The sequence below is a fragment of the Winogradskyella sp. SYSU M77433 genome (assembly GCF_029911945.1).
GTDB lineage: Bacteria > Bacteroidota > Bacteroidia > Flavobacteriales > Flavobacteriaceae > Winogradskyella.
In genome coordinates, this window is sequence record NZ_JARYTG010000007.1 from 1 (window position 1) to 16,973 (window position 16,973).

Sequence of the window (16,973 nt, forward strand, 5' to 3'; positions counted from 1 at the left end):
AAATAATAACAAGCTGGAATTTTTAACCATTTAAAATACATCCAAAAATGGTCAACCTATTTCAGGACAAGACAAAAAATCGTACTCATATTAATCATTGCCAATTTGTTTTATAATTGTGAAACGAAAAAGGAAAGAACGGAATTAAAAAAAATCCAATACTACTATCCTCGAGTTTCGAATTTTAAAATGGATTCTTCTCTGACTGAAATATATCTCGATTCAATCAAAAATTATGGTGAACTAATTAAAATTGCGGATAAAATTGCTTGCTATGGAAAAGCCCCATTACTTAAATTCAGCACTGATTCAACGGAATTTAATCTGATTGTGTACAAAGAGTGCATTAGTAAAATGGATATTGTCGACTATCACGGAAGTAATGTTATTTCAATTCAAAAAGATTCGATTATAATAAACAATGAAATCGAGGTATCATTTGACAGTTTACAGCCAATATTGCGGAATCATATACTTAACCCAGAACGAAAATTTGACTTCTCAAAAAGTATTGATAAGGCATTAATCTTTTATTATCAAGACAGTTCAGTTTCTTCAAAAAAAATAAAAGACCAACTCATTAAAATAACAACAGATTTCAACGAGCTGAATAGAAAAAATGGAGATAGTCTTCCATTGAAAATAAAATTAAGTGAATACTCTTACATTAAAATTCTAAATCCACCATTACCTGATGAAGAATAAAAACGTCTGGTAACACCGGCTATAGTTCATTGCTGCGGTAATCCCCACAGTTTATTTAGGCAACTGTACTATCTTTAGTTTTGGCGGAAAAGTCCTGCGGACGTTTTCCGCAACGAAATCATAGCCAAACACGTTACACACAATTTTGGTTAAACTTATCGACAAACAAAAAATTTAAAATCTTATTAACTTATGATGAAAAGACTCCCATTACTCTTAATCACCTTGATTTTTTTATCGTGTTCAAATGATGATAATGACTTATTAATGTCTAATGGCCAATTAGTGTATAATGAACAGTCTTTTACTTTGAGTTATGCATACAAGATTGAATTTGATTTTACAATAGATGATATTCACGGCTTTGAAATTATATTAACAGACCAACCAGTAACTTTTGAAAATAGTCAACTTAACTTATCTTTAGATACTAAAGTTCTCTTAAGGATGGTGTTTTTGACTCCAGGGAGTGATTCTGAATCACTAGAGAATATCTATCCACTTAACCAGAACAATTTCAATTCGGCTGACATTGAAGCAAGGCTTTCTGGTGCAAGCTTGTTTTTTCTAAGAGCTGATAATAATGAATTGATTACAGATAACTCTAACTTAATATGGAATACAGGCTCAGTCGAAATAACTGGTTCAAACAATCCTTATAATTTATCTCTTGAATTATCCACTGAAGAAGTTGAATTAACAGCAAGTTACACAGGTGAGATAATTATTGCTGAATACGAATAGAAACGGTTAGGTAAATAATTTATAAAACTTAATAGTATATTATCCTAAAATCAATACACTTAAAGAAAGTTTTGTAACGCTATGTGTATTTTATTAATATTCAATCTCTTAATCAAAATAAAGATGTATTTAGAAAGTCGCTAAATTTTTAATACAAATCAATCTAAAATAGAATGTCTAAACGCTCATTTTTAATTTTATTATTAGGAATATTAATAATATTAAGTTGTTCGTCTGTTAATGAATTTGGAAAAAGACGAATAGGTTTCCATTATGAAAAAATTAAACCAAATTCTAATCCAATTGCCTATAATATTATTGATACTTCTAAAGTTTATTTAAAAATATCGACTATTAATACTTTTGACAACTCAAAAGACTCAATTTCCAACAAAAACATAAAATCTAATCCAACATACTTGAAATTTTATAGAAATGGAAGAGTTGGTGAATTTAAAAACATTAACATAAATGACATAAATGACTTAAACCCAAAAAAAGCGGAAAGTTATTTATACAGATACAAAAAGGGAAAGTTTATTGTTCAAGTATATTTCAAACATCCACAGTGTGGAGAGTGCTTTATTAAGGAAACATTAAACAAAATTTCTAACGACACAATTAAAATAATTAGTGGAGACTATATCTCAACTTATATTAAAAAAGATATTCCGAAAAAATATTTGATATACAAGCCAGAATGGTAAAAGTACTACTATAACAAATTATGTCATTCTGGATAAAGGAATAATTAGAATTAAGGTGAAGTTAATGCATTTACTTTAAGAAGGTCAACCAAAACAAATAAAGTTCAATATGTTATCATAACTCTTATAAGAAATCTTTTTGTGTAATCAATAAAGCTTTAACAAACAGGGTATTAACTCATCATAATTGAAGAAATCGCTATTATGAAAAAAATATTTAGAGTATTTAAAGTTCTGTTTTTTGTTTATTTCGCTTATTTAGTAATTGCTATAGGCCTTGGTTTTTTTGGGGTGATTAACGTTATACCATTAGCACCTGGTTGGAAATTAAAAACACCAAACTATACAAGCAAACAGGTTGTAGTAGATTTTGAACAGCCCATAGTATATTACCAAAATGATAGTTTAAAAACTATTCATATTGAAAAAAAACAGAATTCCTTTTCTAAAAAGAGCGTATCATACAATATAAAAGATAGTGTTTATATAAAGGTAAAATATCCTAATGTAAGTTTTGATGTACCTATATCTCAAAATTATTCTATAGAAAAGGATACCTACAAACAGCCAAAAGAAATTATATGCCTTTCTGATATAGAGGGTAATTTTGATAGTTTTATTAAATTCTTAAGAGGAAATAAGATTATTAATGAGAAATATGAATGGATCTTTGGTGAAGGTCATTTAGTTTTATTGGGTGATTATTTTGATAGAGGTAAGTACGTTAACGAATGCTTATGGCTAATTTATAAATTAGAGAAAGAGGCTGAGCATGCCAGAGGCAAAGTTCATTTTATATTAGGTAATCATGAAGCTATGAACATAATTGGTGCGTATGATAATGATCTTTTTAAGTATGTTGATCATAAATATTTTGCTAATGCTGAGTTTTTAGGTTTTGAATATTCTAATTGGTATTCTAAAAACACGGAGCTAGGAAGGTGGTTGCGGACTAAAAACTCAATAGAAAAAATAGGTGATTTACTTTTTGTTCACGGTGGAGTAAGTCCAGATTTGATAGAAAGCGGTCTAACTTTAAACCAAATCAATTCTGGTATTAGAAATGGATTGGACAAAAAACCCGAAAACCATTCAGAAAATGAAACTTTACTATTAAGAAACAAAGGTCCTTTATGGTATAGAGGTCTGGCTAGAGAAGAAGTAACAGATATAGAGATTGATAATATTCTAACGTATTTTTCTAGTAACAAAATTATAATAGGACACACTGTTTTTGACGAAGTAAAAAGTCTCTATAAAAACAAAGTCATTGATATAGACTTAAACCATAAAGAGAATAAAAATACATTTGGTCTTTTAATTAAAGCAAATAGCTTCTATGAAGTTGATGATAAGTCAAGAATTAGAAAAACACTATCTTTAATTCCGTAAGTGATGGTTATACGAGACCTTTGGCAGTAATTAGAACTAAGTAATGATAGGATCTTTAATGCGAAACATATTTTATAAAAAACTGACTTCCGAATTAACTGAAATTAAGTTAACCGAAAGTGGATTTTCTATAAAAGAACCTTTTGGAGCGAAGCCCAAATTATTTAATTGGAAAGAAATTAATAATGTTCAATTTTCAGAAAATCGGAATGAAGTATTTTTTGAGAAAGCTGAGAAAACAATCAGTCTAAAAAATAATAACATTGGTTGGTATGAATTTATTCAAAATGTGCCAACTATATTTAAAAAATTTGATTTTGACTATGTATCTGAATTTATGAATTCCTTAAAAGCATGTGCAGTTTGCGGAATTGTTGCAGTAAGAGAAAATGAGTGTATGGTTTGTGAAACTATAACTTGGAATAACGAAATGATTGAAAACGAAATTGAGTACATAAAATCAAAACAATCGGAATTATACTCTGAACTAATAAAAAGAGGAACAGAAATAAACAAAGTGGCTGAACCTGAACACGGATTTAAAGCGGACAAAAACTGGAAACTATACATTTAAAAAAAACTACTGCAAATAACATGTTAGCTCATTGCGGCTGAATACCTATAGAGATTTTATTTCTATTTTGTTAGCTTTTGGCATTGGTAAAAAGAATCTTGTGATTTTTCATATAAATCATAGGCAAAACCTTTATTTTACATTAAGCATAAACTTAAATTAAAGAATGAAAAAAAGAATCCTACTAATTGTTTTAATTGGTTTTTTAACCAAAATTTATTCACAGGACAAAAAAATTGAATTTCAGTTATCTCTAGGACCTACATTATCTATACCTAAAACTAGCGAACTAACAAACACAAATGTTGATGGTAGTCCTGAAATAAAATCCTCGATTAATATTGGAGCATATATTCTACCTAGTTTTAACTATTTAATTAATGAAAATTCATCTATCGATTTTGGTATTGGTTTTTATTTAGATAGGTTTTCTATTGAAGATAAAATGGGTGCTATTACTAATAAAGGAAATCGAAATATTAGTCAAATTCAAATACCCGTAAATTATAATTTTCATTTTGGACAAGATAAATCTTATCATTTTGGAATAGGTGGATTTACAAGCTTTTTAATATCTGCAAAAGAGAAAGGTGACACTACAGCTGATCCAACTCAAATTATAGACCCAAACGATCCAGTTTTTAGCAATCCAACAGCCAGCTATAACAATGACATTAAGGATAATTATAATTCTGTAAGTTTTGGAGCTTTCATACAGTTAAAGAAATTTTTTTCATTTTCATCAGAAAAAAGAGGGTTTATCCTATTGAAGATTAATCAATATATTAATTCGATAAAGAATAATGATTCTGACTCTGATTTGAGCCAGTACATAGAGTTCAAAAATGAAAAAGAACCAACAACTGTGAATTTAGGAATTGGAATAATTATTTGAAAAATGTGCTTTATGAAACAAAAACTATTATTAGGTATATTACTGATTTTTTCAATTAAATCATTTTCACAAGACTCAAAATTTAGTCTTGAATTAAATTATCCTCTAACAGTTGGTGATAATTTCATTGGAAAAAATTATAATGGAATTATAGACTTAGGGGTTAAATATCGTTTTGCAAATTTAGAATTCTTAAATATAGGAGCATCTTTAAACGGAGGAATCCTAAAAAATTCTAAGGACGATAGTTTTCAACCTTTTGATGTTACTGTTTTTGCAATACAGCCAAGCATTTTTGCCGAATTAGATATTGAATCACTAACTAAATTTCATCCTTCGATAGGATTAGGTTATACTTTTATGAATTTTAAAACTTCAGGAATAGATGGTTTTAATTTTAGTAACCCGGATTTATCAAGCTCAAGTCAAACCGAAAATGGTATTAACCTGAATTTAGGACTTGTTTATGACATCACAAAAAAACTATTTGTCCAAGTCCAATATGATTTAATAAAAATTGGAGTAGAAGATGGGGTTCCAGATACAAGTTACAATACAAATATCACTATTTTAAAGTTTGGGTTTGGATTGAGAATTTAAAAATAGTTTCAAAAAGAGCAACATAAATCATTTAGCTTAAATCCACTAATAAGAAAAAGCCATTTCAAAATTAATTGAAACGGCTTCTTATCAAGACATTATTCAAGATTTGCTATTAATTCATAAGGGATTTTGAATAGTCATTCTTATTTTAGAATAATCCAACAGCATCTTTACTGTAAGAGATAAGCATGTTTTTAACAACACGGTAGTGGTCTAAAGCCATTTTATGGTTTTCACGACCAAAACCAGATTCCTTAACACCACCAAATGGCGCATGTGCAGGATATGTATGGTATTGGTTTACCCAAACTCTACCTGCTTGGATAGCTCTTGGTACTTGGTAAAGCTCATGAGCATCTCTACTCCAAACACCAGCACCTAAACCATAAGATGTGTCGTTTGCTATAGCAATAGCTTCTTCTACGGTGCTAAATGTAGTTAATGATACTACAGGACCAAAAATCTCTTCTTGGAATACACGCATATCGTTTTTACCTTTTAATACAGTAGGCTGAATGTAGAAACCATCTTTAATGTCTCCTTCATAGTTACCAGCATCACCACCAGCAAGAACTTCTGCACCTTCTTCTTTTCCGATTTTGATATAGTTCATAATCTTCTCGAATTGTGCTTTAGATACTTGAGAACCAATCATTGTTTCTGGATCTAAAGGATGACCTGTTTTTACTGCTGCTAAACGCTCTTGCATTCTTTCAATAAATAAGTCTGCGATATCTTCGTGTACTAAAATTCTAGAAGGAGATGTACAGATTTCACCTTGGTTTAATGCAAACATTAAAGCACCTTCAATAGCTTTATTAAAGAAGTTATCATCTTGATCTGCTACCGATTTAAAGAAGATATTTGGTGATTTTCCACCTAATTCTAAAGTTAAAGGAATAATGTTTTCTGCAGCGTTGTGCATTACTTTACGACCAGTTTCCGTAGAACCAGTAAAAGATAATTTAGCCACACGTTTTGAAGTTGCTAATGCTTCACCAGCTTCAGCACCAAAACCAGTAACAATATTTAATACTCCTTTTGGTAATACGTCTTTAATCAATTCCATAAAGCACATAACACTTGTAGGTGTTTGCTCTGCTGGTTTTACTACAGCTGTACAACCAGCCGCTAATGCAGGTGCTACTTTCCATGCTAACATTAATAATGGGAAGTTCCAAGGAATGATTTCTCCAACAACACCTACTGGCTCATGAAGAGCAATACTAACCGTATCTTTATCGTGCTCAGAAATAGTACCTTCATCTGCACGAATAACACCAGCAAAATATCTGAAGTGATCTATACAGTAAGGAATATCTGCTGCTCTAGCTTCACGAATTGGTTTTCCGTTATCTATAGTTTCTAAAGTAGCTAGGTATTCAAAGTTGTCTTCCATTACCTGAGCTATTTTTAATAAAGCGTTACTACGTTCTGTTGCAGAAGTTGTACTCCAAGCCGGAAATGCTGCATGTGCTGCATCTAAAGCTAGATTTATATCTTCTTCTGTAGATCTTGCTGCTTTTGTAAATACTTTACCATCAACTGGTGAAACATTATCAAAATAGTCTCCTTTTACTGGTGGAACAAACTCACCATTTATAAAGTTATCATACTTTTCTTTAAATACAGGTCTTTGTACTTGAGTCATAATTTTTTTCATTTTTAATTATAACTGCAAAACTACAAGCGAACTGCTTCTGACTATTTATTAAAACAAGTCAGTTATTTATGAAAATGGTTCAAAGTAGATAAAATTGAACTTTTTTGGCTTTAGGATACCTCTTTTGGACTAATTCCGAACTTGTTTTTAAAGGCTGTACTGAAGTTAGAAAGGTTATTATAGCCAATTTCTAGATACACATCAGATGCTTTTACATCGCGTTGTTCTATTAAGATTTTTGCTTTTTCTAAACGTTTATCCATAAGCCATCTACCTGGCGAAGCATTAAACTCTTCTTTAAAATGTCTTTTAAAAGTAGAAAGACTCATGTTACACAAAAAGGCAATTTCTTCAACCTTTAAGTTAGAATAGACATGACGTTCTACAACTTCTCTAAAGCTAGAATCTTTTTCTTTTATAAGCGACTGTAAAAAGGCTATAAAAGCGCTACCGTATTTACCTGAAAGATAGAGTAAAATCTCTTCAAATTTAAGCTTTGTTAAAGCTTCATTTTGTTGAAGTTGATCGTTACCTATTGCCGATAGTGAATTGATAAATGCCGAAATAAAGTCATCATTTTCAATAATGAAAAACGGGTTTTCTTGTTGGGCTTCTTCAGAAAAACTAGAATGTTTTTTTAAAAAGTCTTTTAATACTTTTTCTGAAAAGAAGAAAAGTTTACAGTAATAGCTATTTTCTGTGTCTAAAAGTTCGGTCCACAAACAATTACCTTTGGTCGTAAGAATAGATTGCGTTTTGTCTACTGCAACAGAAGTTTCTGCAAAGTGCACTTGCTTTTTTCCTATTTGAAGAAAACTAAACATGTGCATTTGTAGGTTGACTTTACTTTTTACATTATCATTAGTCATCCTAAAATCATGTATCAGAAGATCTGGTAAAGATTTAGAATTGGGAATAAATATATTGGGGATATTTTCTACTAGCATAAGGTTTGTAACAATTTAGGGTTTACAGATACCATTCCTTAATGTCTTCTGTTTTAATTGCTTTGGTGTAAATTAAAAATCGTGTTAGTAAATAAATTGCCATAGTATGACAAAAAATAATTAAGCTAATAAATGTTTTGTCATTGTATAAAAACTCGTTGATAACGCTAAGACATACTTGCACAAAAAAGAATATACCAGACGCCAATAACATGGTTCCGGATCTATAATTATTGCTAAAATAAATTAACCCTATAGTAACTAACAAAACGATGAGTGTTAATACGGACAAAAACACAAAAAATAGTGTGTTTTTTGGTAAAACAAGGACTAATAAGTCTAGTATTGCATATACAATGTAGGTCAACAACCCTATAGTGATAAAAGAAGTAATACTTAAGAAGGACTTTAGTTTTCCTCTTTTTAAATATTTTTTTAAAGCCAAAGTACTACAAACTATGTAGGTTGTAGTAAGTATTGTAATTTTCAAAAAAGAATCTTTAAAAGCTAAAGTTGCAAAAATATCAGAAGTGAATAAAGCCAATAGACCTATACTATATATAAGATTTGTTTTACTTTTTTTTACATAAACATAGTTCATTAGAATACACAACGTAATTGTAGGCATAGTATAGATCAAGTCTTTTTTCTCATACAGTATGCTAATTATTATTGATGCTAATAGTAATGCAAAAAAAAGCAGGTCGAAACCATTCAATCTGCGTTTTAGCTTTTTAAAATATTTTTTTTTCAATATTAAAACGTTAATTATCAATTACTAAAGGTAGTAATATTATAGCAATAGTTAACCTGTAATTGTAGCTTTTTAAGCGATTTAATTCTATGTGCTGGATTTTTTCGTTACTATAATAAGCGCTCAGCAATTTCTAACCAGTTGTTAACTCTAGTGTAACCAGTTTCGCTTACATTATGAGGAGAGTTGAAGAGTAGGGTATCACCATCAAATTTTTCTAGATTATAGGTTCTGTCATCTATGAGTAAATCTCCTTTAAGAATAAACTTATGACCGCACATAATACGGTGCTGCCATGTTATAAAGGGTATATATTCATCAATCCAATCGCTTTTTTCCTTTAGGGAGTCTGGAAATTGGGTTGCAGCCGTAGCAATGTAGACTTCATGTTTAGCGTATAGCGCCTCCATAACCTGTATGCAGTCCTTTTTTGGTTTTAGATCTCTAAAGAAGCCTTTTTGGTTGGCGTGATCCTTTATACTCAACTGGTGGTCTTCAGGTACATTGTGCCATACCTCACCTGAGGTGATTTGGGATATATTTAGTTGTTGTTGGTGTTCTAAGTTATATAGTTCAATATGCTTTTCGTACGTTTCTGCTAGCACATCGTCCATGTCTACAAATATGGTCATGTGAATTTTTTTACAAAGCACGAAAATTAATAAAGGCTAATCAAAGAATTTAAGGAAATTTTATAAAGATTTAATAGAATCTAAACATTGGGAAGTTATTTCTATAAGAAAAGACTACGATTGTAGTACTTAGGACAAGCGGTCACGATATTCAGTAGGTGTAACACCTAAGATCTTCTTGGCGTATCTTGTAAAAAAGGAACGACTACTAAATTCCATTTCATCCGCAATTTCAGAAATATTGAGACTTTTATCTTCTAACAAGATAATTAAGCGCTCTCTAACATAACGTTGTATCCATGCCGAAGCTGTAAGGTCTGATATAGATTTACAAATTTGATTTAGATATTTAGGCGTAATATGTAGTTGGTTGCTATAAAATTGAACTTCACGTTGCTGCATAGAATGTTTATGAAGCAGTGTAATAAAGCCTTCATAAATAGCATTTGTTTGCCTAGTATGTTTTTTACTTTCATATTCATTAGCAAAGGTGTTCCACATTTCTAAAACAAAAAGTTTAAGCTGAAGACTTAAAGCTTCTTCATAAAACTTGTGTGTCTTATTGAGATAACGTTGGTTTACTACTTTGAAGTTAGAAATGATTTTTTGCTGCACCTTTTTGTTTTGAATAATTTTTATAGGATTCACTCTAGAGTGGAGTAGAGCGTTAACCGCATATCCTACATTGGGAACATTGTCGTCTAGCAGTTGCTTTTCAACCAATAAAACAGAGGCTTTAAAGTCATTAGAGGTCTGTATTTGCAATAATTGACTTTGCGCAAACCAAAACAAAAAATCACCACCATTGCACTGCATCGTATCATTGTTTAACATGAATTTGATATTACCACTAAGACAAAACATATGTGTGTGGTAATGTTTATAAAAATCATCAGGTAAGTCAGATACAGCGCTAACGTCTAACAAAAGTACTTTTGGAAACTGATCGCTAAGCATAATTTTTGGTATTCTATACAAATATAAGTGATATATGACACAACTACCGTAATTTTTGTAACACTTAACGAATTGTACCTCAATATATTTGCAAAACAAAAATAACCCTAACCCCTTTTAACTAAAAGCACACATTGATTATAATTGATGTTTGAATATTAGTTCTGATTAATAGCTAAGCGTAATACTTGTATTACGCTTTTTTTTAAATCTGATTTACTGAAAATTGAGTATTGGTTAGCTAAATTCGTTTCAGGATTTCATTAAAACAAATTGTTAGTTTAAATGTTTTATTCAAAGCTTGAGAACAAAATGTATCGAAAAATATCTATAACCATAAATGTCAGTCTGAGCCCGTCGAAGACGAATGGTAATACTGGGTTTTAGACAGCGCACTCTTAATTATAATGCAATCCTAAATTCGTTTCTGGATCAAATCAACTATGACCAATAAACAATATAGAAGAAAGAAAATACCGAAATAAACAACCATAAAACAATTCCTAACCAAAGAGGTTTACTACCCGTATTTTTAATATCCTTTATAGCAATAGTTGTACCAACAAGGAAAAGCGTTACAATCAATAAGCGTTTAGCACAAACAACAATAAAACTCGACATCTCTAAAGGTATAAGCTGATAACTGTTGGTAACAATAGCAGCAATAAATGCTAAGATAAACAAGGGGAATTTCACTCCTTTTTTTGGTGACTTAAACACAAATAACGAAGCAATGGATAAAGGGATTATCCATAACGTTCGAGATAGTTTAACGGTTGTTGCAATTCTTAAGGCTTCATCTCCATAATCTATTGTAGCACCAACAACTGAGCTTGTATCATGTATAGCTACTGCGCACCAAAGCCCGAATTGCTCTTGTGTGAGTTGAAAATAATGCCCTAACACAGGAAATAAGAACAAAGCGATAGAGTTCAGTAAAAACACAATAACCAAGGCCATACTTATAGTTTTATTATTGGCTTTTATTATTGGGGAAATAGCAGCAATGGCACTACCACCACAAATTGCAGTTCCAGAAGTAATAAGATGTCCTAGTTTTAAGTCTATTTTAAAGATTTTGGTAAGTGCAATTCCCAAACCTAAGGTGAGTAATATTGTAAAAACTGTTAGTCCAAAACCTTCTTTTGTGGTTTGTAAGGTTTCATTTATAAACATTCCAAAACCCAAACCCACTACTGAAATCTTTAAGAGTAGGGGAATAGCTCTTCTATTATAACGCTCAAATGGATTTTCAAATACTAATACAAAAGCAAAACCTAGCAATAAAGCCACATAACTAGTGAGCAAACCTAAAACAGATGAAATTACTATGAGTACATAAATTAATTTCACTACAGTTTGTTTCATCCTATTTTTTTGCTTTGTGTGTTGCAAAATTAGGGCTATATTCTAACTCATCACAATTGTATTGTAGTTAATTGTTGAGTTCTTCCACAGATTACCTAAATAAGACTGATCTTTGAGGTTACTTATATTTATTGTCTAATCCTGAACTGTCACACTGTGCTAAGGAAGTATCGAAGTATTGTTTCAGGATACCATAAAGAGCTCCTCACCAGTTTGGACTTGTTGAACGCGATCTTTGTAATACAGCATAAACCATAAATAGTATCAAACCCAAATTCCGACACGGTCGGAAGCAACGATTTTCAGAAGTAATGAGCCCTTATTAATCTTAAGAATTTAAATCTAGGATTGAAGAATAATCATTAATAATAAAACAGAATAAACAATTATCAGTGAATGGTGCTTGCAACTTCCTATAAATCGTTTTGATCTTTTGGTTCGTTTTGTATCAAGACAAAATGAACATAAGAAACAAAATCCGTTAAGAATGGCTGAAGCCTAGGAAGTATTGTTGTCATGCTGAACTGAGCCTGTACTGAGCAAAGACGAAGTATCGAAGTGTTGTTTCAATCTGAAAGTATACAATAGAGTAGCACCCACAAATGTTAAGATTATTTTAAATCCTAGGATTTTTCCCATTTCATTCTTTAAACCATTTTATGACCCATACATTTGCAGGGTTTTATAAATTATAATAATAACACAAACAAACAATTATGAGTAAAGTAAAGGAAAATGATGTGGTAAAAGTGCATTATACTGGTAAGCTAAATAACGGTCAGGTATTTGACAGTTCTCTAGAGCGTGAGCCGCTACATGTAGAACTTGGTAAAGGTCAATTGATTCCTGGGTTCGAAAAAGGGCTTATTGATATGGAAGTTAATGAAAAGAAAACCATATCAATTGATAAAAAGGATGCTTATGGTGAAGTGAATGAAGCTTTATTTCAAAAAGTACCTAAAAATCAATTACCAGAAGATATAAAACCTGAAGTTGGTATGGGCTTAGTTGGTAGCAGACCAGACGGTGGGCAACAACAGTTCAGAATTGCAAAAGTGGAAGAAGATAGCATTATCGTTGATGCTAACCATCCATTAGCAGGACAAGACTTAGTTTTTGATCTTGAAGTAGTTGAGATTATATAATTAAAGTTATACTGAAGGTCCTGAAATAGGTTTAGACAATAATCAAGTGTTGTCGTCCAAAACTGTCACACTGAGCTTGTCGAAGTGTTGTTTCAGGATCTCATCTCATTTAATATTAGTAATGTCAGCCAGAGCCTGTCTAAGACAAATTAGTAAAACAACTAATCAACAAACTGCTTTTCCCGCGCTCGCACTTTTTTCTGCTTTTTCACTTCCTCACGTTCCCAAACAGTCGGACTACCAAACATAATCTTCCAAGCCTTTTTAGGACGGTTCCAAATATCAACTAATAAGTCTCCCCAAGCGTGAAATACCAGATACACTGGATTAAAAGATTTCACCGGTTTAGTAATACCATAAATAGCCTGTTCTTTTTCAGGTTGAAACGTACCAAAGATACGGTCCCAAATAATAAGTGTAGAACCAAAATTCTTATCAATATAATCGTCATTTACTGCATGATGAACTCTATGGTGCGATGGAGTTACAAAAATATATTCTATAGGTTTCGGTAGCTTCCGAATTAGTTCGGTGTGGATCCAGAATTGGTATAAGATTTCCAATTGATGTACAATGATAAACACTACAGGATCAAAACTCAGCATAATCACAGGAATAAAGAATACCAGTTTAAGGTTCTGTACCCATGAAAGACGAAAAGAGGTAGAGAGATTATAATATTCAGAACTGTGATGCACCACATGGGTAGACCACCAAAAGCGTTGTACATGCGATATTCTGTGCGACCAATATCGAACAAAATCTAAACAGAAAAAACACAAAAGGTATGACCACCACGTATGCGGAATAGTCCAAGGAGTTAAGTTATAACATATAACCACGATATAGAAAATACCCACTTTGGTTAAAGCATTAACAAAGAGATTACCAAAGCCAATGGCTGATGAAGCTAAGAAATCCTTGCCGTGATAGAGTTTTTTATTTTGTTTAATGGATAGATAGTATTCTAAAGCTACAAGGGCAAACATTACTGGTGCCGCTATCCAGATGATGGTGTTAAAGTCTAGTTTTAAAAGTGAGTCGAGAGTGATCTTTTGGTTTTCGATGCCTGGGTTTTTAGATTAAACGTAAAACTCGCAATATAAGTATTACAAGATGCCTTGTCGAAAGAATTGTTTTAAATCTATATTAAAACCTCAAGAAAATGGTTTATGAGAACCAGAGCCAAGCGAAGTATCTAAACATTTCAAAATTTATAAGATCCTGAATCAACACTTCGATACTTCGTCTTTGCTCAGTACAGGCTCAGCTCGGACTTACGGTAAACATAGTTGCAGTGTCATCCTGAACTTGTTTCAGTATCTAAGAAAAGTACTACTGTCAGTCTGAGCCAGTCGAAGACGAGTTCTGTTAAAGGTGGCGTCAGTTCGAGTGTTTTATGCGAAGCATGAGTATAAAATGTATCGAGAACTACATAAAAAAAAACAATTTGCAATCATAATGAGATCCTTAAACAAGTTCAGGATGACAAATTAAGATAGTGTTATTTGGATTGGCAACCCTTATGAAAAACAAAAACGCCTTAATAAATTAAAGCGTTTCTTTATTTCTTTTTCTATAGCAATTAGTCTTCATGATTTTCAGCATCTTCTAAATGGTCGTTGTCTCCGCTACCTTGACTATACAACTCGTTTTCTTCGTCCTTAAAGGTGCCTTTGTTTGGTGTGGCTCTTTCTCTGCCAGGAACATCCAAATCCTTTCCTGTGAAATCTATATGACGTTCTCTGTTCTCTAGTTGCGCATCATCTCCTTGGCGATCATTGCGGATTGCTCTGGCAAGTTCACCTAGTTTTTCCTTGTCTTGTTCTGTAATATCTGAATTATATGTTTTGTCAGTTTTCATAATCTATACTTTTAAATGATTCTTTTTCGTGTTCTTTCCAAAGGTCATTATAATGTATGGATTGGCTTGCTCCATATCTATCAATTCTTTGCTCTTACCGTTTTAAGAAATATTTAAGATGCTCTTATCAAACTGATTAAGATTCCTGTGGTTTGCGTTAATCGGAATTGGGTATTGTCGGTATTTTTGATACTGAACGTATAAAAATTAATAACACTAAAAACTCATATATTATGAATGTACAACCATATTTAGCCTTTAAAGGCGATTGCAAACAAGCTTTAGAATTTTATAAATCCGTATTGGGAGGTAAGATTGTGAACGAACAAACTTATAACAATGTGGAGAGCGATATTCCAGAACATTACAGAAACAAATTACAACATGCCGAACTGAAGGGTAGTGGCGTGCATATCATGGCTTATGATGCTGCACCAGACACACCTTTATCTAACGGTACCAACTTAAACCTTAGTATTGATGCCGACAGTAAAGAAGACGCGAAAGCAATCTTTGACAAGTTGAGTGCCCAAGGTACGGTACACACACCATTTCAAGAAATGTCTTGGGATGCGCATTATGGCCGTTGTTCCGATCAGTTTAATGTCAGCTGGATGGTAAATTATAAGCATAACTAAAATAATCAAGGTATCATATCTTAAGTATTGAACACAATCTACGCCAGTAGTAGAAAAAAGTACAGCTTTACACTCTATGCGATTATGAACTTCCATAATCGCATTATTTTTTTAAGCTAAAAGCATGTTAATGTATTAGTATTTAATCGCATAAAACTTTATCTTTAAAAGACTTATGAAAACAATTACTTCCATAAAGACTCTAGTATATAGCCTTGGGCTTTTCATTATGCTGTTTGCGGTATCTTGTAAATCTTCCGAACCATCAGTAGAAAATACTGCAGCACTCAACCAGTTGGAGCAACAGCTGACCAATGGCGACTTTAAAATAGATATCAATACCGTGTTTCCGTTTAATACCAATGCAACTACACAAGTACTAAACAACTTAACCCGCTACACTGGTAACACCGCCAACCGTATTAATGTTAACGGTTACGAGCTCACCTTTAAAAACGACAGTATTATTGGCCAATTACCATATTATGGCGAGCAACGCATGGGCAGAGGTGCTTACGGAACTACTATGGGTGTAGTGCTTAACGGTAAACCAACAGATTACTCCCTCACAAAACATCCCAAAAAAGAAGCCTACATCATGCAGTTTGATATTGATGATGGTGAAGAATCCGTAGAAAACTATAAGGTTATCATTACATTCTATACTAGCAATATTGCCGATTTAACCTTTGCATCTTCCCACAGAAACAGCATTAGCTATAGAGGAGAAGTAAAACCAATTGAATAAAATTTAAAGACTAACCACCCTGTTTTTCAATCTGAGGCGATTAAAGGTAAATCCAAAACAAAACTCTCTCTCTCTCAAAGCTTGTCATCCTGAACTAGTTTCAGGATCTAATTAATTAAATCTACTGTCAGTCTGAGCCTGTCGAAGACGAATTACTAAAAAATAACCACACCGTCAGTTCGAGTGTTTTATTCAAAGCATGAGAATAAAATGTATCGAGAACCAATATCCACAAAGACTGTCAAACCCAAATTCCGACACAGTCGGAACATGCTGTCAGCAGTATAATAAACAAAATCCGTTAAGAATGGCTGAAGCCTTGGAAGCCATTTAGGATTTTGGTTATGGTTTTAAGAGCACCAGAGTGCTATTAAAAATACCTCTTGACAGCAAAGCACTTTTTGGGTAGCTTGCCCTGAGCGCAGTCGAAGGGTTTGGTGCATCAAAAATGAACATGAGAAACAAAAACAATTAAATAAAAATCCGTTAAGAATAGTTAAAGCCTTAAAAGTATTATTGTCATGCTGAACTGTCTCACTGAGCTTGTCAAAGTGTTGCTTTCAGGATCTAATTAATTGATTAATCTTGCTGTCAGTCTGAGCCTGTCGAAGACGAATTAGTAAAAAATAATAACCAC

General features: G+C 32.1%; 18 protein-coding genes. 10 read left to right on the forward strand and 8 right to left on the reverse strand.

Annotated features, from left to right (window positions below):
• The first annotated feature begins 189 nt into the window (after positions 1–189).
• The 7 genes from QGM60_RS13995 to QGM60_RS14025 all read left to right on the forward strand — a co-directional run bounded on the left by QGM60_RS13995 (position 190) and on the right by QGM60_RS14025 (position 5,617).
• On the forward strand, positions 190–705 hold the full coding sequence (locus QGM60_RS13995; RefSeq protein ID WP_281140869.1) for a hypothetical protein: 516 nt from the start codon (positions 190–192) through the stop codon (positions 703–705).
• Between the two features lie 192 nt (positions 706–897).
• Positions 898–1,449 (forward strand): hypothetical protein, encoded by a 552-nt coding sequence (locus QGM60_RS14000; protein ID WP_281140870.1) that lies wholly within the window; start codon positions 898–900, stop codon positions 1,447–1,449.
• 173 nt (positions 1,450–1,622) lie between these two features.
• On the forward strand, positions 1,623–2,156 hold the full coding sequence (locus QGM60_RS14005) for a hypothetical protein (RefSeq protein ID WP_281140871.1): 534 nt from the start codon (positions 1,623–1,625) through the stop codon (positions 2,154–2,156).
• Between the two features lie 204 nt (positions 2,157–2,360).
• Complete coding sequence (locus QGM60_RS14010; RefSeq protein WP_281140872.1) at positions 2,361–3,548, forward strand: metallophosphoesterase; 1,188 nt, start codon at positions 2,361–2,363, stop codon at positions 3,546–3,548.
• Positions 3,549–3,591: 43 nt separating this feature from the next.
• Positions 3,592–4,122, forward strand: coding sequence for a hypothetical protein (locus QGM60_RS14015; protein WP_281140873.1), 531 nt, complete (start codon positions 3,592–3,594; stop codon positions 4,120–4,122).
• A 166-nt stretch (positions 4,123–4,288) separates the two neighbouring features.
• The gene (locus QGM60_RS14020) at positions 4,289–5,017 is read left to right on the forward strand and encodes an outer membrane beta-barrel protein (RefSeq protein WP_281140874.1); all 729 of its coding nucleotides are present in this window, start codon (positions 4,289–4,291) and stop codon (positions 5,015–5,017) included.
• A gap of 12 nt (positions 5,018–5,029) precedes the next feature.
• Positions 5,030–5,617 carry an outer membrane beta-barrel protein gene (locus tag QGM60_RS14025; protein ID WP_281140875.1) on the forward strand — a complete coding sequence of 196 codons (588 nt, stop codon included), beginning with the start codon at positions 5,030–5,032 and terminating at the stop codon, positions 5,615–5,617.
• 151 nt (positions 5,618–5,768) lie between these two features.
• Here QGM60_RS14025 and QGM60_RS14030 read toward each other — a convergent pair whose 3' ends face one another.
• From QGM60_RS14030 to QGM60_RS14055, 6 genes are all read right to left on the reverse strand, one after another.
• Positions 5,769–7,271, reverse strand: coding sequence for an aldehyde dehydrogenase family protein (locus QGM60_RS14030; protein WP_281140876.1), 1,503 nt, complete (start codon positions 7,269–7,271; stop codon positions 5,769–5,771).
• Between the two features lie 122 nt (positions 7,272–7,393).
• Positions 7,394–8,230 carry an AraC family transcriptional regulator gene (locus tag QGM60_RS14035; RefSeq protein WP_281140877.1) on the reverse strand — a complete coding sequence of 279 codons (837 nt, stop codon included), beginning with the start codon at positions 8,228–8,230 and terminating at the stop codon, positions 7,394–7,396.
• A 22-nt stretch (positions 8,231–8,252) separates the two neighbouring features.
• Positions 8,253–8,858 carry a hypothetical protein gene (locus tag QGM60_RS14040; protein ID WP_281140878.1) on the reverse strand — a complete coding sequence of 202 codons (606 nt, stop codon included), beginning with the start codon at positions 8,856–8,858 and terminating at the stop codon, positions 8,253–8,255.
• A gap of 236 nt (positions 8,859–9,094) precedes the next feature.
• A complete protein-coding gene (locus tag QGM60_RS14045; protein ID WP_281140879.1) occupies positions 9,095–9,616 on the reverse strand; it encodes a 5'(3')-deoxyribonucleotidase in 522 nt (173 codons plus the stop codon).
• A gap of 129 nt (positions 9,617–9,745) precedes the next feature.
• The gene (locus tag QGM60_RS14050; RefSeq protein ID WP_281140880.1) at positions 9,746–10,573 is read right to left on the reverse strand and encodes a helix-turn-helix domain-containing protein; all 828 of its coding nucleotides are present in this window, start codon (positions 10,571–10,573) and stop codon (positions 9,746–9,748) included.
• A gap of 441 nt (positions 10,574–11,014) precedes the next feature.
• Complete coding sequence (locus tag QGM60_RS14055) at positions 11,015–11,941, reverse strand: putative sulfate exporter family transporter (protein ID WP_281140881.1); 927 nt, start codon at positions 11,939–11,941, stop codon at positions 11,015–11,017.
• Between the two features lie 716 nt (positions 11,942–12,657).
• Between QGM60_RS14055 and QGM60_RS14060 the strand changes: the two genes are divergently transcribed.
• A complete protein-coding gene (locus QGM60_RS14060; protein WP_281140882.1) occupies positions 12,658–13,086 on the forward strand; it encodes a peptidylprolyl isomerase in 429 nt (142 codons plus the stop codon).
• 161 nt (positions 13,087–13,247) lie between these two features.
• Here QGM60_RS14060 and QGM60_RS14065 read toward each other — a convergent pair whose 3' ends face one another.
• Both QGM60_RS14065 and QGM60_RS14070 read right to left on the reverse strand, forming a co-directional pair.
• Positions 13,248–14,075: a sterol desaturase family protein gene (locus tag QGM60_RS14065; protein WP_281140883.1), complete on the reverse strand. Its 828-nt coding sequence runs from the start codon at positions 14,073–14,075 to the stop codon at positions 13,248–13,250.
• 596 nt (positions 14,076–14,671) lie between these two features.
• On the reverse strand, positions 14,672–14,950 hold the full coding sequence (locus tag QGM60_RS14070; protein ID WP_281140884.1) for a hypothetical protein: 279 nt from the start codon (positions 14,948–14,950) through the stop codon (positions 14,672–14,674).
• A gap of 233 nt (positions 14,951–15,183) precedes the next feature.
• Here QGM60_RS14070 and QGM60_RS14075 point away from each other — a divergent pair, with 233 nt between their 5' ends.
• Positions 15,184–15,588 carry a VOC family protein gene (locus QGM60_RS14075; RefSeq protein WP_281140885.1) on the forward strand — a complete coding sequence of 135 codons (405 nt, stop codon included), beginning with the start codon at positions 15,184–15,186 and terminating at the stop codon, positions 15,586–15,588.
• A gap of 175 nt (positions 15,589–15,763) precedes the next feature.
• Complete coding sequence (locus tag QGM60_RS14080; RefSeq protein WP_281140886.1) at positions 15,764–16,336, forward strand: DUF4251 domain-containing protein; 573 nt, start codon at positions 15,764–15,766, stop codon at positions 16,334–16,336.
• Positions 16,337–16,973: the final 637 nt, after the last annotated feature.

What these genes read in the sequence shown, in the direction of transcription:
- QGM60_RS13995 (WP_281140869.1), top strand. Translation starts at nt 190, where the DNA reads ATGGATTCTTCTCTGACTGAAATATATCTCGATTCAATCAAAAATTAT.
- QGM60_RS14000 (WP_281140870.1), top strand. Translation starts at nt 898, where the DNA reads ATGATGAAAAGACTCCCATTACTCTTAATCACCTTGATTTTTTTATCG.
- QGM60_RS14005 (WP_281140871.1), top strand. Translation starts at nt 1,623, where the DNA reads ATGTCTAAACGCTCATTTTTAATTTTATTATTAGGAATATTAATAATA.
- QGM60_RS14010 (WP_281140872.1), top strand. Translation starts at nt 2,361, where the DNA reads ATGAAAAAAATATTTAGAGTATTTAAAGTTCTGTTTTTTGTTTATTTC.
- QGM60_RS14015 (WP_281140873.1), top strand. Translation starts at nt 3,592, where the DNA reads ATGATAGGATCTTTAATGCGAAACATATTTTATAAAAAACTGACTTCC.
- QGM60_RS14020 (WP_281140874.1), top strand. Translation starts at nt 4,289, where the DNA reads ATGAAAAAAAGAATCCTACTAATTGTTTTAATTGGTTTTTTAACCAAA.
- QGM60_RS14025 (WP_281140875.1), top strand. Translation starts at nt 5,030, where the DNA reads ATGAAACAAAAACTATTATTAGGTATATTACTGATTTTTTCAATTAAA.
- QGM60_RS14030 (WP_281140876.1), bottom strand. Translation starts at nt 7,271, where the DNA reads ATGACTCAAGTACAAAGACCTGTATTTAAAGAAAAGTATGATAACTTT.
- QGM60_RS14035 (WP_281140877.1), bottom strand. Translation starts at nt 8,230, where the DNA reads ATGCTAGTAGAAAATATCCCCAATATATTTATTCCCAATTCTAAATCT.
- QGM60_RS14040 (WP_281140878.1), bottom strand. Translation starts at nt 8,858, where the DNA reads ATGCCTACAATTACGTTGTGTATTCTAATGAACTATGTTTATGTAAAA.
- QGM60_RS14045 (WP_281140879.1), bottom strand. Translation starts at nt 9,616, where the DNA reads ATGACCATATTTGTAGACATGGACGATGTGCTAGCAGAAACGTACGAA.
- QGM60_RS14050 (WP_281140880.1), bottom strand. Translation starts at nt 10,573, where the DNA reads ATGCTTAGCGATCAGTTTCCAAAAGTACTTTTGTTAGACGTTAGCGCT.
- QGM60_RS14055 (WP_281140881.1), bottom strand. Translation starts at nt 11,941, where the DNA reads ATGAAACAAACTGTAGTGAAATTAATTTATGTACTCATAGTAATTTCA.
- QGM60_RS14060 (WP_281140882.1), top strand. Translation starts at nt 12,658, where the DNA reads ATGAGTAAAGTAAAGGAAAATGATGTGGTAAAAGTGCATTATACTGGT.
- QGM60_RS14065 (WP_281140883.1), bottom strand. Translation starts at nt 14,075, where the DNA reads ATGTTTGCCCTTGTAGCTTTAGAATACTATCTATCCATTAAACAAAAT.
- QGM60_RS14070 (WP_281140884.1), bottom strand. Translation starts at nt 14,950, where the DNA reads ATGAAAACTGACAAAACATATAATTCAGATATTACAGAACAAGACAAG.
- QGM60_RS14075 (WP_281140885.1), top strand. Translation starts at nt 15,184, where the DNA reads ATGAATGTACAACCATATTTAGCCTTTAAAGGCGATTGCAAACAAGCT.
- QGM60_RS14080 (WP_281140886.1), top strand. Translation starts at nt 15,764, where the DNA reads ATGAAAACAATTACTTCCATAAAGACTCTAGTATATAGCCTTGGGCTT.